This is a genomic window from Streptomyces sp. NPDC057743 (assembly GCF_042798755.1).
Taxonomy (GTDB): Bacteria; Actinomycetota; Actinomycetes; order Streptomycetales; family Streptomycetaceae; genus Streptomyces.
This window is the reverse complement of record NZ_JBHVJX010000039.1, coordinates 46613-64498: the sequence shown is the minus strand read 5'-3', so window position 1 is coordinate 64498 and position 17886 is coordinate 46613. Positions and strand designations below refer to the sequence as shown.

Here is a 17886-nt window from a genome sequence, read left to right as displayed (position 1 = left end):
GGGACCCTGTGGGAGAGTAGGACGCCGCCGAACTTTTTTTGAGGGGAGCCTCGTTCTCCGAGTTTTACTCGGGGAGCGGGGCTTCTTTGCGTTGTATTTGAGTCTCGTTCCCGGGTTTGGCTTGGGGGCGGGGCTTTTTTGCGTTGTGGGGTTTTGCTTGTGGTGGGGGGACGGCGTTGGTGAGGCTGGCTTTCTGTCGTGTGTTGTTGCGAGAGGTGTGTTGTTGGAGGCCGGGGTGGGGCTGCGCGTCGTATCCCGTGTAGGGATTTGACGGGCAACGCGGTGGTCGTGGGGTGGTTTGCGTCCGGACCTGGGCCGCGGAGGGGTGTCTGACCTGTTTGTGGCGTGGGTGGGAGGTGGGAAACGGACGGGGTGGGGCCCGTGCCGTTTCGGGGGGGAAGAGAGTTGGTTAGAGGCGGCCGGCTGACTTTAGGGAGAGGTAGGCGTCGGCTAGGTCGGGCGCCAGGCGGGTCGGGGTGGAGTCGAGGACCGTGATGCCGTGGCGGCGGAGGCGGTCGGCGGTGCGGCGGCGGGCGGCGCGGGTCTGTTCCGCGGCGGCGGCTGCGTAGACGGCCTGTGGGGTGTGGCGGCCGGCGGCCATCTCTTCGATGCGGGGATCGGCGACGGCGGCGACGATGAGTTCGTTGCGTTGGGTGAGGGTGGGGAGGACCGGGAGGAGGGCCTCTTCCACGGGGGCCGGGTCGAGGCCGGTGAAGAGGACGATCAGGGAGCGGCGGGCGGCGTGGCGGTGGATGGTTGCGGCCAGGCCGCGGGCGTCCGCTTCGATGAGCTCCGGTTCGAGGGGGGCGAGGGCGTCGGTAAGGGCCGGGAGGAGGTCGCGGGCGGTGCGGCCCTGTACGGAGGCGCGTACCCGGCGGTCGTAGGCCAGGAGGTCGACGCGGTCGCCGGCGCGGGCGGCGAGGGCGGCGAGGAGCAGGGCGGCGTCCATGGAGGCGTCGAGGCGGGGGACGTCGCCGACGCGGCCGGCGGAGGTGCGGCCGGTTTCCAGCACGAGGAGGATGCGTCGATCGCGTTCGGGGCGCCAGGTGCGGACCGCGACGGTCTGCCGGCGGGCGGTGGCGCGCCAGTCGATGGAGCGGGTGTCGTCGCCGGGGGTGTAGTCGCGGAGACTGTCGAATTCGGTGCCCTCACCGCGGGTCAGGATGCTGGTGCGGCCGTCGAGTTCGCGGAGTCGGGCCAGTTTGGCGGGGAGGTGCTTGCGGCTGGTGAACGGGGGCAGGACGCGCAGGGTCCAGGGGACGTGGTGGCTTCCTTGGCGGGCGGCCAGGCCGAGGGGGCCGTAGGAGCGGACCGTGACGCGGACGGCGTGGTGATCGCCGCGGCGGGTGGGGTGGAGCGTGGTGGTCAGGCGGCGTCGTTCGCCGCCGGGGACGCGGAGCGCGTGGCGGGAGGCAGGGATGTCGTCGCCGGGGCGGAAGGAGCTCGGGGGCCAGGCGTCGCGGAGTTCGGCGCGCAGGGGGCGGCGGTCCGGGTTGGTGAGGGTGAGGTGGATGTGGGCTTGGCCCGTTAGTCGAACGTTTGTGTCACCGGTTCGGGTGAAATGGAGCTTTCGCACTGGCGCGGCGAGGGCCAGATCGCACACGATTGCTATCAGCAAGGCGAGTTGGACGGTGAGGATCCCGAGCCAGCCAGGGAGCGCGAAGCCCACGACGAGGGCTCCGAGTGCGGAGAGGAGAGCGGTACGTCCGGTGAGGGCCATGAGCTTGCCTCAGCGGGGGACGGGGAGATGAGCGAGCACGGCGTTGATCACGGAGTCAGCGGTGACTCCTTCCATCTCGGCCTCGGGCCGGAGTTGGACGCGGTGCCGGAGGGTGGGGAGAGCCAGGGCTTTGACGTCGTCGGGCGTGACGTAGTCGCGGCCGGTGAGCCAGGCCCAGGCGCGTGAGGTAGCGAGCAGGGCGGTGGCTCCTCGGGGGGAGACGCCGAGAGACAGCGAGGGGGATTCGCGCGTGGCACGACAGATATCGACGATGTAGCCGGTGACTTCGGGGGAGACGGCCGTCTTCGCGACGGCGTCGCGAGCTGCTTCGAGGTCGGCGGCGGAGGCGACGGGGCGGAGTCCTGCAGCGTTCAGATCGCTTGGGCTGAAGCCGGCCGCGTGCCGGGTGAGGATGTCTATCTCGTCCTGGCGGGCGGGCAGCGACATCGTGAGCTTCAGCAGGAAGCGGTCGAGCTGGGCCTCGGGCAGGGGGTAAGTGCCCTCGTACTCCGTGGGGTTCTGGGTTGCGGCGACGAGGAACGGCTCGGGGAGCGGGCGAGGCGTGCCGTCGACGGTCACCTGGCGCTCTTCCATCGCTTCGAGCAGGGACGCCTGGGTCTTGGGCGGCGTGCGGTTGATCTCGTCGGCGAGCAGGAGGTTGGTGAAGACCGGGCCGGGCTGGAAGGAGAACTCGGCGTTGCGGGTGTCGTAGACCAGCGAACCGGTGACGTCACTGGGCATCAGATCGGGGGTGAACTGTACGCGCTTGGTGTCGAGTTCGAGGGCGGTCGACAGGGCGCGGACGAGCAGGGTCTTGGCGACGCCGGGGACGCCTTCGAGGAGTACGTGACCGCGGCAGAGCAGCGCGACGACCAGGCCGGTGACGGCGGGGTCCTGGCCTACGACGGCCTTGGCTATCTCGGTGCGCAGTTCCTCAAGGGAGGCTCGGGCGCTGTCAGCGGTCGGGGTGCTCACGAGGTGCGTGCCTCTCTTGGGAAACGATCGAGCTTTCGAGTGTGTCGAGTTGGTCGGCCAGGTGTACCAGAGCTTTGTCGTCCGCCGGGGCGGGGCCGAACAGCAGGGACTGGAGGTCGGACGTGGCCAGGGGGGTGGCGCCCAGCTGGGTGCGGACGGCGGGGAGGAGAACGTCGGGGGTGTGGGCGTGCGCGGCGGGCACGCCGATCAGGGGGGCGAGCCGGGTGCGGGCCGCCGAGCGCAGGACGGCCGAGGCCCGGTCGCGGGCGTGGGCCTGTTCGTAGAGGCGGGCGTGGCCCTCGGTGGTTTCGGCGGCCGGGACGGTGACCGGGAGTCGTTCGGGCACCAGGGGGCCGAGCCGGCGGGCGCGCCACAGGGCCGCGCAGAGGGCGGCGAGGGTGAGTTGGAGGAGGGCCCAGCGCCAGCCGGCGGGGAGGAGATCGAGGAGACCGGGCTTGTCGTCCGGGGCAGTGGAGGACGGGTCGCTGACGGAGGGGAGGTACCAGACCACATGCTTGTGCGTACCGAGGAGTTGAAGGGCCAGCGAGGCGTTGCCGCGCTCGGCGAGGTGCTGGTTGTAGAGGAAGTCGGCGGAGCCGAGGAGGACTGTGTCGCGGTCGCCGTCGGGTGCGGGGAGGCGCAGCAGGGTGGCGTAGCCGCTGGCGTCGTAGCAGCGGTCGACGGAGGGGCCGGTGGCGGCGTAGCGGAGGCCGCCGAGGAGGACGTCACCCGTGCTGCGGGCCGCGGGCAGCGAACAGCCGGGCTGGCGCGGCGCGTTGCCGATCTGCGGTTCGACGTGGACGGTGGGCGCGAGGACCTGGAGGGAGGCGGAGCCGGGGGCGAGCAGGACGGTGCGGCCGGGAGCGCGGTCGGCCGCGGTGGAGAGGTTGGTCAGCTGGCCCTCGGTCAGGACGTCGGGGGCGGTGACGAGGAGGGTGCTGTCCGGGCCGGCCGCGGCGGCGGCCTCCTCGGAGGTGGTCACGACCTGGGTGGTGACGCCGTGGGCGGACAGGAGTTGGGCGAGGGCCTGGCTGCCGGTCCGGTCCGCGGAGCGGGGGTCGAGTCGGCCGTGCTGTTCGCCGGACCGCAGGGTGGCGAGGACGATCCCGCCGATGACGAGCAGCAGCAGGCCCAGCAGGACGCCCCGGGAGCGGGTCCACAGGCGGTGCGCGGTGTGGCCGGGAGTCGTGGTGGCGGTGGTGGCCGTGGTCATCCGCGGCTCCCGGTCGCGGTGGCGGCCAGGTGGGGCTTGGCGCGCTGGAGCTCGGTGTCGAGGTTGGCCAGGAGGGCATGGGCCCGTTCCGTGCCGGGGCGGCCGCCGTATGCGACGTCGTCGAAGGTGCGGGCCGCCGTGCGCAGTTGCCCGGCGTACGCGGGCAGGACCAGGCCGGCCTCGGCGGCCGCCTCGTCGGCGGTGCGGCCCGGGCCGGGGATGAGCAGGGCGCGCTCTTCCAGGGCGAGAACGAGGGCGCGCATCCGTTCCTGGACGGCCTCGTTCCAGTGGCCCTCGGCCGCGTGCCGGTCGGCGGTCGCGCGGTGTTGGGCGGCGGTCCGGGGGGTGTCGGAGAAGAGGGCGCCGCGCGTGGTCGGGGTGCGGCGCACCGCCCCGAGCCGCAGTCGGAGCGCGACGATCAGCAGCAGGACGAACGCGGCGAGCGCGATGAGCCCGACCCAGCCGCCCGGAGTGGCGCCGGCGGCGGAGTTGAAGAGCTCGCCGACGTGGTCCCAGAGCCAATTCAGGGCGCGCTGGAGCAAGTTGGGGTCGTGCTGGTGGTACCGGGGATCGGACAGCTCGCGTTCCGCCGCTTCACGGGCGGGGACGCGAGAGATCCGTACCGGTATGTCGTCGTCGGAGAGCGCGGTGAGGCGCGCGAGCGCGGCGATCTTCCCCCCTGTGGTCACCGCATCAGCTTCCCGGCGCGGCGTCGGTCGGGCGTGGTCCGGGGATGTCGGCGGACGGCTCCGCGGGTGTCGACGGAGCGTCAGGTGCCTCGTCGGGGGTGGTTTCGGCCGAGTTCGGTGTCGTGTTCTCGCCCTCGGAGGGGTGGGTCTTCGTCAGCTGAACGTTCGCCGGCTGGGCGGCCGTTGGCTCAGGCTCGGTCGGGTGCGTCGGAGCGGTCACCGGCTGGTCGGACGGGGCGTCAGCGGTCGGTTCCGCGACGGGGGTTGCGCCCGGTGTGACGTCGGGGGCGGTCCGGGGGGCCGGGGCGGTGCCGGTGGCCTGCGGTGCGGCGGGGTTCTCGGCGCCGTAGCCGGGGAGACCGGCGGCGCGGGCGAGTTCGAGGTCGAGCGCCTCGCGGCGGATGCGCTGGTCGACGTAGAGGAGGGCGGTGACGCCGGCGCTGATCGGGAGCGCGACCGTCGAGCTGATGACCGCGCCGATGCCCATCGTGATCAGGAACGACCAGCCGGTGGAGCCGCTGGTGCCGTTGGCCCAGTCCATCAGGCTCTCGCCGTCTATCAGGAAGGCGATGAGGGTGGCCGGGATCTGGACGATGAACTCGACCATGACGATCAGCAGGTAGGCCAGGAGCTGGATGCCCAGCACCCGCCACCAGGCGCCCCGGACCAGCTTGGCGGAGCGGCGCAGGGAGGCGAAGACTCCCTGCTTCTCCAGCATCAGCGCCGGGGAGGCCAGGCTGTAGCGGACCCACAGCCAGACGCTCACGCAGGCGGCCGCGAGCAGGCCGAGCAGGGTGAGCAGCACGCCGACGCCGAGCGGGCCGGAGGCGGTGATGAGGAGGCCCGGGGCGAGACCGACCGCGAAGGCGGCGGTGACGAGCAGCGAGAGCAGGAGGACCAGGCCGAGCAGCCGCGGGAGTTGGGCCCGGGCGTCGCGCCACGCTTCCTTGGCGGTCACCGACCGGCCCAGCACCGCCCGGCTGACGATCATGGTCAGCATGCCGGTGGCGACGATCGTCGCGAGCAGCCCGATGACCGAGCTGATGGCGGAGCCGGCGAGGGAGTCGCCCATGTCGCTCATGACCTGGCGCAGCGGCGGTCCGGAGCCCTCGTCGAGGCCCGCGCGGGGATTGGGGCCGGGGAACCACAGGCCGGAGACGAGCGTGACGGCGGACTGCGAGATCACCGCGACGATCAGCGAGATGCCGAGCACGGTGCGCCAGTGGGCGCGCATGGTGGCCACCGCACCGTCGAGGATCTCGCCGACGCCCAGCGGGCGCAGCGGGATGACGCCCGGCTTGGCGGCGGGCGGCGTTGCGGCCCAGCCTCCGCCCCAGCCGGGGGCGCCGCCGGGGCCCGGCGGGGTGGTCCAGCCGCCCCGGGGCTGGCCGGACGAGGCGCGGGTGCGGTCACTGGTGCCGCGGCCGCTCTGGCCGGGGATGCCGGCCGGGGCCGTCCACTGGCCGGGGGGCGGCTGGTTGCTGGACCAGTTCGGTGGGGCCGCCTGTTCGGGCGCGCCGGGGCGGTCTTCCGGAGTGGGCGTCTGGGTGGGCTGCTCCGAGGCACCGCGGTCCGGCTGGTCGGAGGGGGAGGATCCGGGCGAGGCCCAGCCCGGAGAGTTGTTCATCGTCGCTCCTTCTTGCTGCCCGTCCGCCAGGGCGGCGGCCGGGGTCCGGGGTCCGCGGTGTCAGTCATCGTGTCATGGCCGATGGCGCTCTGTACCCGTGCCCTTCGAGGAAGACGACCTTCTGTTGGGCGGGTGGTCGGCGGCAGACTGAGCTCATGGCTGATCAGCACGAAGCACCGGAGGCGGGCGGTGGGTCGCTCCCGATCCCGTCGTTGCGCTGGGCGGAACCACCCGAGGGCCCGGCCGTGGTCCTTCTCGACCAAACACGGCTGCCAGCAGAGGAGGTCGAGCTGGTCTGTGCGGACGTCCCGACGCTGGTGCGGGCGATCCGGACGCTGGCCGTGCGCGGGGCGCCGCTGTTGGGCATCGCGGGCGCGTACGGCGTTGCGCTGGCCGCGGCGCGGGGGCTCGACGTCGAGGAGGCCGCCGGGGCACTGGCGCACGCCCGGCCGACCGCGGTCAACCTCGGTTACGGCGTCCGGCGCGTGGCCGCGGCGTACCGGCGGGCGGTGGCCGGTGGCGCCGGCCCGGGGGATGCGGCGGGGGCCGCGTTGGCCGAGGCGCGGGCCGTCCACGCGGAGGACCGGGAGGCCAGCGCGCGCATGGCGGAGCACGGTCTGGCGCTGCTGGGTGAGCTGTTGCCAAGCGGTGGGCATCGGATTCTCACGCACTGCAACACGGGTTCGCTGGTCTCCGGGGGAGAGGGGACCGCCCTGGCGGTGGCGCTGGCGGCGTACCGGACCGGCGAGCTGCGGCGGTTGTGGGTGGACGAGACCCGGCCGTTGTTGCAAGGGGCGCGGCTGACCGCCTACGAGGCGGCGCGTGCCGGGATGGCGTACACGGTGCTGGCGGACGGTGCCGCGGGTTCGCTGTTCGCCGCCGGCCAGGTGGACGCGGTGCTCATCGGCGCCGACCGGATCGCGGCGGACGGTGCGGTGGCCAACAAGGTCGGGAGCTACCCGCTGGCCGTGCTCGCCCGCCACCACGGCGTCCCGTTCGTGGTGGTGGCACCGACCAGCACGGTGGATCTGGAGACGAAGGAGGGGAGCGCTATAGAGGTGGAGCAGCGGCCGGGCGGCGAGGTGACGGAGTTCTCCCTGCCACACCTGCGCGGTGCCGGAGGGGAGGCCGGCGGCGGGGTTCCGGTGGCGCCGTCGGGTGCGCCGGCCTACAACCCGGCCTTCGACGTCACGCCCGCGGAGCTGGTGACGGCGATCGTCACGGAGGCCGGGGTGGTGTCGCCGGTGACCGGCGAGCGGCTGGCGGACGTGTGTTCCGCCTCACGATGGAGAACGTCACGATCAGGTAATGGGATGATGGCCGAATGAAGGGACGCGTCCTGGTCGTCGACGACGACACCGCACTGGCAGAGATGCTCGGCATCGTGCTGCGTGGCGAGGGCTTTGAACCGTCGTTCGTGTCGGACGGCGACAAGGCGCTCGCTGCGTTCCGCGAGACCAAGCCCGATCTTGTGCTGCTCGACTTGATGTTGCCCGGACGGGACGGCATCGAGGTGTGCCGGCTGATCCGGGCCGAGTCGGGCGTACCGATCGTCATGCTGACCGCCAAGAGCGACACGGTGGACGTGGTGGTCGGCCTCGAATCCGGTGCGGACGACTATGTCGTCAAGCCGTTCAAGCCCAAGGAGCTGGTGGCCCGGATCAGGGCGCGGCTGCGGCGCTCGGAGGAGCCGGCGCCCGAGCAACTGGCCATCGGCGATCTCGTCATCGATGTGGCGGGGCACTCCGTGAAGCGGGACGGGCAGTCGATCGCGCTGACGCCGTTGGAGTTCGATCTGCTGGTGGCGCTGGCGCGCAAGCCGTGGCAGGTGTTCACCCGTGAGGTGCTGCTGGAGCAGGTCTGGGGCTATCGGCACGCCGCGGACACCCGGCTCGTCAACGTCCATGTGCAGCGACTGCGTTCGAAGGTCGAGCGGGATCCGGAGCGGCCGGAGATCGTGGTGACGGTGCGCGGCGTCGGCTACAAGGCCGGGCCCAGCTGAGATGACCCGGGACGGTTCGGCCCCCGAGGGACAGCGGGGTCGCACCGTCGCTCCTGCGGGCGATATGTCCTTTTCGGATCGTTTGGCGGCACGGTTGCTGCGCGGTGGGCAACTGCTGCCCGACGGCGCGGTGAGCGGACCGGTCCACCCCCTGCTGCGGCTCTTCAGCCGCTGGGTGCGCCGCCCGCTGCTGCCCGCGCTGCGACTGTGGCGGCGCAACATCCAACTCCGGGTGGTCGCCACCACGTTGCTGATGTCGCTGGCCGTGGTGCTGCTGCTCGGCGTCGTGGTCGTCGGCCAGGTCCGCAACGGCCTGCTGACCGCCAAGGCGCAGGCCGCCCAGAGCCAGGCCGTCGGCGGCTTCGAGGTCGCCCGGAAGCTGGCCGACGGCGGCGACGACAACCACACCGACGACAGCAACCGCACCGCCAGCCGCGGCTCCCAGGACTCCGCGACCTGGCTGACCAGCCTCGTCGAGCAACTCGCCAGCGGCGGCCAGGGCGTGTTCTCGGTCGTCGCGCTCAGCTCCGACTCCGACGAGCCGTTCGGCGACGCGACACCCGGCACCCGCGGACCGCGCGCCTCCGGGGACGTCGACCCCGAGCGCAGCGTCCCGCCGGACCTGCGGCGGAAGTTGGACAGCAAGTCCGGAACGTTCCGCCAGTACACCCAGATCCGGAGTATCGGATCCCACGACGGCATGCCGGCGCTGATCATCGGCAAGCGGCTCAACGACATCAACGGCAACCAGTACCAGCTCTACTACCTCTTCCCGTTCAACCAGGAAGAGGAGTCCCTGAAGCTGGTCACCGGCACGCTGGCGACCGCCGGGGTGTTCGTGGTGATCCTGCTCGGCGCCATCGCCTGGCTGGTGGTCCGTCAGGTCGTCACGCCGGTGCGGATGGCCGCCGGGATCTCCGAGCGGCTGGCCGCCGGCCTCCTCCAGGAGCGGATGAAGGTCACCGGCGAGGACGACATCGCCCGGCTCGGCGAGTCCTTCAACAAGATGGCGCAGAACCTCCAGCTCAAGATCCAGCAGCTGGAGGAACTGTCCCGGATGCAGCGGCGGTTCGTCTCCGACGTCTCGCACGAACTGCGCACCCCGCTCACCACCGTGCGGATGGCCGCCGACGTCATCCACGAGGTGCGGGACGAGTTCGCCCCGGCCACCGCGCGCTCCGCGGAGCTGCTGCGCGGCCAGCTCGACCGCTTCGAGTCGCTGCTCGCCGAACTGCTGGAGATCAGCCGGTTCGACGCCGGCGCGGCGGCGCTGGAGGCCGAGCCGGTCGACCTGCGCGACGTGGTCCACCGCGTCATCGAGGGCGCCGAACCGCTCGCCGAGCGCACGGGCACCCACATCGTCGTGCGCGGCGCCGAGCACCCCGTCATGGCCGAGGCCGATCCGCGCCGGGTGGAGCGGATCCTGCGCAACCTCGTCGTCAACGCCGTCGAGCACGGTGAGGGCCGCGACGTCGTGGTCCGGCTGGCGTCCGCGGGCGGCCGCAGCGACGGCGCGGTGGCCGTCGCGGTCCGGGACTACGGCGTCGGCCTCAAGCCCGGCGAGGCGACCAGGGTCTTCAACCGCTTCTGGCGCGCGGACCCGGCCCGGGCCCGGACGACCGGCGGCACCGGGCTCGGCCTCTCCATCGCCATCGAGGACGCCCGGCTGCACGGCGGTTGGCTCCAGGCGTGGGGCGAGCCGGGCGGCGGTTCCCAGTTCCGGCTGACGCTGCCCCGTACGGCCGGCGAGACGCTGCGCGGCTCCCCGATACCCCTGGAGCCGGACGACTCCCGGCGCCACCGCGGCCTGGACGAGAACGGGCGGCCCCGCGCGGACCGCAAGCCCGCCACCGTCCCGGTCCAGCCGCGCCCCGGCACACCGCACGCCCCGGCCCGGCCGGCATCGACCCCGGCCGCGCCGTCCCCCGGCGGCTCCCGCGCGCTGCCCCCGCAGGGGACCGCGACGACGACCGAGGACACGCGCGCCGACGATGCGATACCCGACGACGTGACATCACACGACGCGACGCCACGCGACGCGATACCCAACGCTGCGCCGGGCGCGGGTGGTTCGGGCGCGGACGTGCTGGGCGTGCCGGACGTGCCGGGCGTGCCGGACGGCGGCCCGGGGTGGCACGGCGGTTCGGCCGCGGACCGCGTCGAGCAGGAGACCGTAGGCGATGTGGAGCGGGAAGGCGGGCGGCGTGGGCGCTGAGCACGAAGAGACGCGCACCGCGAGGCTCCGGGGGTGGATACCGCGGCGGGCCAACACGGCGCGCCCGGGGCGGTTGGGGCGCCTGGGGCGGAGGGGCCGGAAGGCCGTTCTGCTGGGCTGCGCCGGGGCGTTGCTGGCCGGCTGCGCCTCGATGCCGGACGGCGGCGACGTCACGGCCGTCGACCCGTCCCCGCGCGCCGACGGCGACTCGCAGGTGCGGGTCTACGGCGTGCCGCCGGCACAGGGCGCCCAACCCACCAACATCGTGCGCAGCTTCCTGGACGCGACCACCAGCGACGAGGCGGACTTCCGCACGGCCAGGATGTACCTGGCCTCGTCGGCGAAGCGGACCTGGCGGCCGTTCCTGATGACCAACGTGCTCCAGGAGCGGCCCAAGTCCGTGCCGGAGGCCCCATCCGGCCGCGAGGACGGCAACGGCTACACCGTCACGCTCACCGGCAGCCAGGTCGCGACGGTGGACGGCAACCACGCCTACACCCCGGAGGAGAAGCCGTACCGCGCGACCATCCATCTCATCAAGGAGGGGGACCAGTGGCGCATCGACCGGCTGCCCGACGGCCTGGTGCTGGGTCAGTCCGACTTCCAGCGCATCTACCGCTCCGTCAACAAGTACTACTTCGCCTCCTACAAGTCCGAGTCGGACGACCCCAAGGCGAGCAAGAACGTCCTCGTCGCCGACCCGGTCTACCTGCGACAGCGGATAAAACCGATCACGTCCAGCGTGGATGCGCTGCTCACCGGGCCCACCGACTGGCTGGACCGGGTGACGAGTTCGGCGTTCCCGCCCGGCACCCGGCTCGCGGCCCGCGACCTGTCCCTGGACGACAGCAACAGCCTCCAGGTCAAGCTCAGCAAGCAGGCGGTGAACACCGACACCGCCCAGTGCAAGCGGATGGCGGCCCAACTCTTCTTCACCGTCCAGGACATGACGCGCGCCTCGAAGATCAGCGAGGTGGAGCTCCAGGACCCGAGTGGCAACTCGCTGTGCGCGCTGACGCAGGATCAGGCCAACCAGGACTTCGTTGCGCCGGGGCGCAACGGGCCCTCCGGCCGGGAGTACTTCATCGACGCCGAGCACCGCGTCGTCGCGATGTCGGACGCGGCCACCGAACCGACGCCGGTGCAGGGGCCGTTCGGCACCGGCCAGACCCCGCTGCGCTCGATCGCCATCTCCCGTGGGGAGACCACCGCGGCCGGGGTGTCCGGCGACGGCCGGTACCTGTACGTGGCCGGGCTGGAGGCCGGCGCCACACGCGGCGCGCCGCTGATGACCAGCGCCAGCGCCAGCGCCGACACCAGCGCGGGCAAGGGGGCCGACGTGGGCCTGAGCGCGCCGAGTTGGGACGGGCTGGGCGATCTGTGGATCGCCGACCGGGACGCGCGCGGGTCGCGACTGCTGCGGATGCGCGAGGGCAAGAGCGACCCCGAGGAGGTCGCGGTGCCCGGCCTCGGTCAGCGCCGGATCAAGGCGATCAAGGTGGCCGCGGACGGCATCCGGATCGCGGTCCTGGTCGAGGACAAGGGCCGCACGACGCTCCAACTCGGCCGGGTCGAGCGGGACGGCACCTCCGCGCACCCGGTGCTGTCGGTGCAGGAACTGCGGCCGATCGCGCCCCAGTTGGAGGACGTGGTGGCGGCCTCCTGGGCGGGCGGCAGCCGACTGGTGGTCGTCGGCCGGGAGGCCGGCGGCGTGCAGCAGATGCAGTACATGGAGACCGACGGTTCGGCGTCGGACGCGCAGACGCTGCCCGGCGTCAACGGCGTGAAGGCGGTGGCGGCTTCGGAGGACGAGACCCGTCCGCTGATCGCGGACGCCACGGAGGGCATCGTGCGCCTCCCCCCGGACGCGAACTGGAAGACGGTGGCGAAGGACGGGACGGCGCCGGTCTATCCGGGGTGAGGGTTTCGCCGGCCGGCGTCATGGTGTGCGTCTTGTGCCGTCTTGTACTTCTTGTGTGTCTTGTGCGTCGCCGGGGGCTTGGTGGTCGTTCTGGCGTTCTTTGCGGGGTGCCTCGGGCGGCCGGCGTGGTGCGCTCGATGCCGAGTGGTTGGCTTCTTAGCGGTTGGCTTCTTGTGGATGGTGGGTGACTGGGGCGGGGCGTGGCTCTCGGCATGGGCGGGCGACGGGTGTCTTCTCCCGTGTGTAGCAAGTCCGTTGCCGGTGGCGCGTAGTCGTGCGTGCCCGTGTCTCGGGGGGGGGCGCGCGGCCGCGCCTGCTGCTGATCTGCGGTGGATAGCGGTGGATAGCGGTGGATGGGTGGTGGGTCAGCACTGGGGACCGCTCCGTCTGTTTCGTCAGCCCGCGTCCGTTGAGTTATCCACAGGGGTGGTGGCCCGGCGCGCACATCGCGAAAGTGGAGTCATGCGGGGGGTGTGGCGAGAGCTGGCGGGGCTGGTGCTGCCGGTCGACTGTGCGGGGTGTGGTCAGCCGCGTACGGAGCTGTGTGCGGAGTGCCGTCGGGCGCTGTGGCGCGGTGGTCGCGGTGCCGGGCGGGTACGGCCGTGGCCGGTGCCTGCGGGGCTGCCGCGGGTGTGGGCCGGTGCGCCGTACGCCGACGAGGTGCGGGCCGTGCTGCTGGCCCACAAGGAGCGCGGCGCGCTGCGGCTGGCCGCGCCGCTCGGAGCAGTGCTGGCGGGGGCGGTGCGGGGGGTGGGGGGAGGGGGCGGGGGCACCCCCCTCCTGCTGGTTCCGGTGCCCTCCGCGCGCAAGGCCGTCGCCGGTCGGGGGCACGACCCCGTGCGCAGGATCGCGTGGGCGGCCGCCGCCGAGCTGCGGCGGGCGGGGCGCGGGGTGCGGGTGTTGGCGGTGTTGCGGCAGCGTCGTGCGGTGGTCGATCAGGCGGGGCTGGCCGCCCGGCAGCGGCTGTTGAACGTCGCGGGTGCACTGGAGGTGCCGGGTGCGGCCGGGAGGCTGCTGACGGGGGTGTCCGTGGTGCTGGTGGACGATCTGGTGACGACGGGGGCGACGCTCGCCGAGGCGGCGCGGGCGCTCAGGGCGGCCGGTGGCCGGGTGGTGGGGGCGGCGGTGGTGGCGGCACCCCGCAGTTCTTTCCTTTTCAACGGAAGCTGAGGCGTGCCACGGGAGTCGGGGCGACCGCGTCCCCTCGGACGAGGTCCCTCAGTCCCCCTCCGCACGGCGGGCAATGCGAGCGGCCAAAGGGAACTCGGCCGGCAACGGCGTCGTTGCTGGTAGTGAGGGGCGATTTTCACTCAAACGGAGCTGGTCGTCGCGAGGGGGTGCCGACACCCGTCCAGTAGAGCTATGTTCGGTTGTGAGGACTTGGCAGACGCTTTGCCTCGGATGTCGTGTTGCATGCGTTTCGGGGTTTTTGGTCGATCCTGAAAAGTGGGAGTGGAGAGCTCGTCCTTGGGGGAGGAGGAGGTGAAAGTCGCCAGTCCGAGGCTCCGGCACTCACCGGGGCCTGGTGCAAGAAGGAGCTGCTCCGCTTGCTGAGCGGGGCGATCCGGGAACGGAGTTCTGCGTGGACATCGTCGTCAAGGGCCGCAAGACCGAGGTGCCCGAGCGGTTCCGCAAGCACGTGGCCGAGAAGCTGAAGCTGGACAAGGTCCAGAAGCTCGATGGCAAGGCAATCAGCCTGGATGTCGAGGTGTCCAAGGAGCCCAACCCGCGGCAGGCCGACCGTTCCGACCGAGTGGAGATCACCCTCCGCTCCCGTGGCCCGGTGGTCCGGGCCGAGGCGGCCGCAGCCGACCCGTACGCCGCTCTGGACCTGGCCACGGCCAAGCTGGAGGCGCGCCTGCGGAAACAGAACGACAAGCGTCACTCGCGCCGTGGCAACGGACGCATTCCGGCGAGCGAGGTCGCGGTCACCGTCCCCGACGCGGCGCGGCTGAACGGCCACGGCCTGACGGCCGCGGAGGAAGCCGCGGAGGCGGACAAGGTGCCGACCACCCGGATGGGATCGCTGGAGATCCAGGGCGAAGGGCCCGTAGTCGTCCGGGAGAAGACCCACTCCGCCGCGCCGATGGCGCTCGACCAGGCGCTCTACGAGATGGAGTTGGTCGGACACGACTTCTATCTCTTCGTCGACGCCGAGACCAAGCAGCCGAGTGTCGTCTACCGGCGGCACGCCTATGACTATGGCGTCATCCACTTGAATTCCGACGCGTTCGGAGAGGAATCGCCCGGCGGCGCAGGGGGCGCACTGGGCGGCTGATCCCCACCCGTTAGGTGCCCCCGGCGCACGCCCGGGGGCACCATCGTGCCTGCGGAAGGCTGGAGTTGAAGCCGTATAGTGTTTGTGCCAGCCGGGGAGTATGTGGGCACGAAACGGCGACATGCCGGGGAGACGGTCGTATGGCATTGATCGGGCTGGCCGCACAGGGCTGTTGTCAACCAGCCTTATCTCCAAACTCTGGCCGTCGGTCGAGTAGTTGACGGGGAGGAACCATGGGGGAGAGTTTCGGGCCCGCGCGGGGTGATGCGGACGGCGACGTCTGCGGCGTGGGGGCCGACGAGGGGGAGAGCGCGCGGGTGCCGCGCAAGGAGCCGATCCGCGTCCTCGTCGTGGACGACCATGCGCTCTTCCGTCGTGGCCTGGAGATCGTGCTGGCGCAGGAGGAGGACATCCAGGTCGTCGGCGAGGCGGGGGACGGCGCTGAGGCGGTCGACAAGGCCGCCGACCTGCTCCCCGACATCGTGCTGATGGACGTGCGGATGCCCCGGCGCGGTGGGATCGAGGCGTGCACCTCCATCAAGGAGGTGGCGCCCAGCGCGAAGATCATCATGCTGACGATCAGCGACGAGGAGGCCGACCTCTACGACGCGATCAAGGCCGGCGCCACCGGATACCTCCTCAAGGAGATCTCCACCGACGAGGTGGCCACCGCGATCCGGGCGGTCGCCGACGGCCAGTCACAGATCAGTCCGTCGATGGCGTCCAAGCTGCTGACGGAGTTCAAGTCGATGATCCAGCGCACCGACGAGCGCCGGCTGGTGCCGGCGCCCCGGCTCACCGACCGCGAGCTGGAGGTGCTCAAGCTCGTCGCCACGGGCATGAACAACCGCGATATCGCCAAGGAGTTGTTCATCTCCGAGAACACCGTCAAGAATCACGTGCGCAACATCCTGGAGAAGCTGCAACTGCATTCCCGGATGGAAGCCGTGGTCTATGCGATGCGGGAGAAGATCCTCGAAATCCGGTGAGGCCGGGGGCGGTTCGCCCCCGGGCCGGTGCCGGGCGGTGTGGGTCAGCCCGCGGTGGCCCGTCGGGCGCCGTGGGGTATCTGGGCGTCCTGGCCTTCGGTGCGGGCGAGTTCGGTGCGTAGGGCGGCGGCCAGGTGCGGGTCGTCGCAGCGCTCGATGCGGACGGCCTCGCAGTCGACCCAGGTCGCGGCCTCACGGAGGGCCTGGGCCATGGGGCGTACGGCCTTGGGGCCGTGCAGGGAGAGTTGGCGGGCGACGAGGGTGTTGCCCTCGCGGGCCGGGTCGACGCGGCCCATCAGCTTGCCGCCGGCCAGCAGGGGCATCGCGAAGTAGCCGTGTATCCGCTTGGGCTTGGGGACGTACGCCTCCAGGCGGTGGGTGAAGTCGAAGATCCGCTCGGTGCGCGGGCGGTCCCAGATGAGGGAGTCGAACGGGGAGAGCAGGGTCGTGCGGTGCCGGCCGCGGGGCGGGGTGGCGAGTGCTTCGGGGTCGGCCCAGGCCGGCTTGGCCCAGCCCTCGACCGTGACGGGCACCAGTCCGGTGTCCTCGATGACGGCCGCCACCTGCTCGCCCCTGAGCCGGTGGTAGTCGGCCAGGTCCGCGCGGGTGGCCACGCCCATCGCGGCGCCGGCCTGGGCGACCAGGCGCCGCACGCACTCCGCGTCGTCGAGGTCGTCGTGCAGCAGGGGCCCGGGGACGGCGCGCTCGGCGAGGTCGTAGACCCGCTTCCAGTCGCGGCGCTCGGTGCAGACCACCTCGCCGGTGTCCAGCAGCCACTCCACCGCGATCTTGGTCTCGGACCAGTCCCACCACTCGCCGCCCTTTCGGCCGCCGCCCAACTGCGAGGTGGTCAGCGGCCCTTCGGCCGTCAGTCGCTCCAGGACGGCGGCGCAGGAGCGGGCGGAGTCCTTCATGACGTGCCAGCGGTGGCCCTTGGCCCGTCGGGCGCGGCGGCGGAAGGCGAAGTGCGGCCACTCCTCGATGGGCAGGATGCAGGCGGCGTGCGACCAGTACTCGAAGCTGTGCGGCCGGGCCGGGGAGCCGGCCGGGGGCCCCGCCGACCAGTAGGCGCTCTCGATGGCGGAGCGGCCGACGGCGCCGAGGCGGGCGTAGGGGACCAGCTCGTGGGAGCGGGCGAGCACCGAGATCGTGTCGAGCTGGACCGCGCCCAGACTGCGCAGCATCCCGCGGACGCCGGCCCGGCGGTCGGGGGCGCCGAGCAGGCCCTGGGCCCGCAGCGCCAGCCGTCTGGCGTCGTCGGCGGACAGGGTGGTCACAGGGGGTGGCGTGGGCTGTCGCTGCGTCACGGCGGTCATGGGGCACAGCGTAGGCGCGGGCACTGACAACGCCCGGTGGTCGTGTCGTTCGCGCAGGTCAGTGGGGGTAGGGGTGGTACGGGGTGGGGGCCTGGGCGCGGGCGGGGGAGCCGGTGCGGGCGGGTTCCGGGGGCAGGTCGGAGGGGAGCAGGGAGCCGATCCAGCGGTCGCGGCGGATGCCGTCGCGCACCAGTTGGGCGCGCAGGGTGCCCTCCCGTTGGAAGCCGACGCTGCGGGCGACGGCCCAGGAGCCGTGGTTGCCGGCCTCGGCGCGCCATTCCAGGCGTTCCACGCCCAGATCGCGAAAGGCCCAGCGGGCCAGGGCGCGGGCCGCCTCCGCGGTGTATCCGTTGCCGCGCTGCTCCCGCGCGGTCCAGTAGCCGAGCTCCGCCTGCCGCTCCGGGGCGCGTAGCCGGGCGATCCGGAGCAGGCTCATGGAGCCGACGAGGGTCCCGTTGGCCCGAGTTACCACGGCGAAGGCGTAGGCGGTGTCGTCCCGCCAGCCCTTGGGGGCGAGGGTGCCGACGAACCGTTCCGCTTCGGCGCGGGTGTAAGGGGAGGGGACGCTGGTCCAGCGGGGGATGTCGGGGTCCTGGCAGGCGGCGTGCACCGCTGCGGTGTCGGCGGGCTCGAAGGGGCGCAGCAGGAGGCGGTCGGTGGTGAGGCTGACGGGCTTCATGCGGTGAGTCTGTGGCGTGGGGCCGCGTGGGGCGAGCGATTTCGCGGGGCCATCGGGCAGTCGGGGCGGCACGTCCCCGGGGTGCCGGAGACAGCCGGGCGGAAAGTTTTCCGGCACCTTCTCGCGGGCTCGTGCGTTGACCTGGCGAGGGGTCGGCGGGCTCGGTGGCGGCGGACCTCCCGGCCGGACAGCGTCCTCCTTTACGATGGCCGTTGCGGCGGGGCCTGCCCCCTGGAAACATGCCGCGCCCGCGCACTCGACC

At 72.4% G+C, this 17886-nt stretch carries 14 protein-coding genes; 7 read left to right on the top strand and 7 right to left on the bottom strand.

Features of this window, described 5'->3' with window-relative positions; translation table 11 throughout:
• Positions 1-409: 409 nt before the first annotated feature.
• Genes ACFVFQ_RS32285 through ACFVFQ_RS32265 form a run of 5 tightly spaced genes read right to left on the bottom strand, consistent with a single transcriptional unit; the run spans position 410 to position 6224 of the window.
• Positions 410-1720 carry a DUF58 domain-containing protein gene (locus ACFVFQ_RS32285; protein ID WP_383422889.1) on the bottom strand — a complete coding sequence of 437 codons (1311 nt, stop codon included), beginning with the start codon at positions 1718-1720 and terminating at the stop codon, positions 410-412.
• A 9-nt stretch (positions 1721-1729) separates the two neighbouring features.
• Entirely contained in the window at positions 1730-2695 is a 966-nt protein-coding gene (locus ACFVFQ_RS32280) for an AAA family ATPase (RefSeq protein ID WP_383422887.1), read from the bottom strand.
• Complete coding sequence (locus ACFVFQ_RS32275; protein ID WP_383422885.1) at positions 2676-3908, bottom strand: DUF4350 domain-containing protein; 1233 nt, start codon at positions 3906-3908, stop codon at positions 2676-2678. The genes ACFVFQ_RS32280 and ACFVFQ_RS32275 overlap by 20 nt, the downstream gene beginning before the upstream one ends.
• The gene (locus ACFVFQ_RS32270; RefSeq protein ID WP_383422883.1) at positions 3905-4597 is read right to left on the bottom strand and encodes a DUF4129 domain-containing protein; all 693 of its coding nucleotides are present in this window, start codon (positions 4595-4597) and stop codon (positions 3905-3907) included. The genes ACFVFQ_RS32275 and ACFVFQ_RS32270 overlap by 4 nt, the downstream gene beginning before the upstream one ends.
• A 4-nt stretch (positions 4598-4601) precedes the next feature.
• Positions 4602-6224 (bottom strand): hypothetical protein, encoded by a 1623-nt coding sequence (locus ACFVFQ_RS32265; RefSeq protein WP_383422881.1) that lies wholly within the window; start codon positions 6222-6224, stop codon positions 4602-4604.
• Positions 6225-6379: 155 nt separating this feature from the next.
• Here ACFVFQ_RS32265 and mtnA point away from each other — a divergent pair, with 155 nt between their 5' ends.
• The 7 genes from mtnA (at position 6380) to ACFVFQ_RS32230 (ending at position 15629) form a co-directional block, all read left to right on the top strand.
• Positions 6380-7552 (top strand): S-methyl-5-thioribose-1-phosphate isomerase, encoded by a 1173-nt coding sequence (mtnA, locus tag ACFVFQ_RS32260; RefSeq protein WP_383422880.1) that lies wholly within the window; start codon positions 6380-6382, stop codon positions 7550-7552.
• Positions 7549-8226 (top strand): two-component system response regulator MtrA, encoded by a 678-nt coding sequence (gene mtrA, locus ACFVFQ_RS32255; protein WP_018542117.1) that lies wholly within the window; start codon positions 7549-7551, stop codon positions 8224-8226. Before mtnA ends, mtrA begins: the two co-directional genes overlap by 4 nt.
• A gap of 1 nt (position 8227) precedes the next feature.
• Positions 8228-10441, top strand: coding sequence for an MtrAB system histidine kinase MtrB (gene mtrB, locus ACFVFQ_RS32250; RefSeq protein WP_383422877.1), 2214 nt, complete (start codon positions 8228-8230; stop codon positions 10439-10441).
• On the top strand, positions 10431-12362 hold the full coding sequence (locus tag ACFVFQ_RS32245; RefSeq protein ID WP_383422875.1) for an LpqB family beta-propeller domain-containing protein: 1932 nt from the start codon (positions 10431-10433) through the stop codon (positions 12360-12362). Before mtrB ends, ACFVFQ_RS32245 begins: the two co-directional genes overlap by 11 nt.
• A gap of 462 nt (positions 12363-12824) precedes the next feature.
• Positions 12825-13532 carry a ComF family protein gene (locus ACFVFQ_RS32240; RefSeq protein WP_383422873.1) on the top strand — a complete coding sequence of 236 codons (708 nt, stop codon included), beginning with the start codon at positions 12825-12827 and terminating at the stop codon, positions 13530-13532.
• Between the two features lie 412 nt (positions 13533-13944).
• A complete protein-coding gene (gene hpf, locus ACFVFQ_RS32235) occupies positions 13945-14640 on the top strand; it encodes a ribosome hibernation-promoting factor, HPF/YfiA family (protein ID WP_383422871.1) in 696 nt (231 codons plus the stop codon).
• A gap of 233 nt (positions 14641-14873) precedes the next feature.
• Positions 14874-15629 carry a response regulator gene (locus ACFVFQ_RS32230; RefSeq protein ID WP_383422869.1) on the top strand — a complete coding sequence of 252 codons (756 nt, stop codon included), beginning with the start codon at positions 14874-14876 and terminating at the stop codon, positions 15627-15629.
• Positions 15630-15673: 44 nt separating this feature from the next.
• On the opposite strand, the gene ACFVFQ_RS32225 is transcribed toward ACFVFQ_RS32230, so the two are convergent.
• Both ACFVFQ_RS32225 and ACFVFQ_RS32220 read right to left on the bottom strand, forming a co-directional pair.
• The gene (locus tag ACFVFQ_RS32225; RefSeq protein ID WP_383422867.1) at positions 15674-16945 is read right to left on the bottom strand and encodes a winged helix-turn-helix domain-containing protein; all 1272 of its coding nucleotides are present in this window, start codon (positions 16943-16945) and stop codon (positions 15674-15676) included.
• 58 nt (positions 16946-17003) lie between these two features.
• Positions 17004-17624, bottom strand: a complete 621-nt coding sequence (locus tag ACFVFQ_RS32220; RefSeq protein ID WP_383422865.1) for a GNAT family N-acetyltransferase — start codon at positions 17622-17624, stop codon at positions 17004-17006.
• Between the last annotated feature and the right edge of the window lie 262 nt (positions 17625-17886).

Bases quoted from the DNA above. Each gene is read 5' to 3' on its own strand.
- ACFVFQ_RS32275 (WP_383422885.1), bottom strand. From the start codon at position 3,908: ATGACCACGGCCACCACCGCCACCACGACTCCCGGCCACACCGCGCAC.
- ACFVFQ_RS32240 (WP_383422873.1), top strand. From the start codon at position 12,825: ATGCGGGGGGTGTGGCGAGAGCTGGCGGGGCTGGTGCTGCCGGTCGAC.
- mtrA (WP_018542117.1), top strand. From the start codon at position 7,549: ATGAAGGGACGCGTCCTGGTCGTCGACGACGACACCGCACTGGCAGAG.
- mtnA (WP_383422880.1), top strand. From the start codon at position 6,380: ATGGCTGATCAGCACGAAGCACCGGAGGCGGGCGGTGGGTCGCTCCCG.
- mtrB (WP_383422877.1), top strand. From the start codon at position 8,228: ATGACCCGGGACGGTTCGGCCCCCGAGGGACAGCGGGGTCGCACCGTC.
- ACFVFQ_RS32220 (WP_383422865.1), bottom strand. From the start codon at position 17,624: ATGAAGCCCGTCAGCCTCACCACCGACCGCCTCCTGCTGCGCCCCTTC.
- ACFVFQ_RS32225 (WP_383422867.1), bottom strand. From the start codon at position 16,945: ATGACCGCCGTGACGCAGCGACAGCCCACGCCACCCCCTGTGACCACC.
- ACFVFQ_RS32230 (WP_383422869.1), top strand. From the start codon at position 14,874: ATGGGGGAGAGTTTCGGGCCCGCGCGGGGTGATGCGGACGGCGACGTC.
- ACFVFQ_RS32265 (WP_383422881.1), bottom strand. From the start codon at position 6,224: ATGAACAACTCTCCGGGCTGGGCCTCGCCCGGATCCTCCCCCTCCGAC.
- ACFVFQ_RS32285 (WP_383422889.1), bottom strand. From the start codon at position 1,720: ATGGCCCTCACCGGACGTACCGCTCTCCTCTCCGCACTCGGAGCCCTC.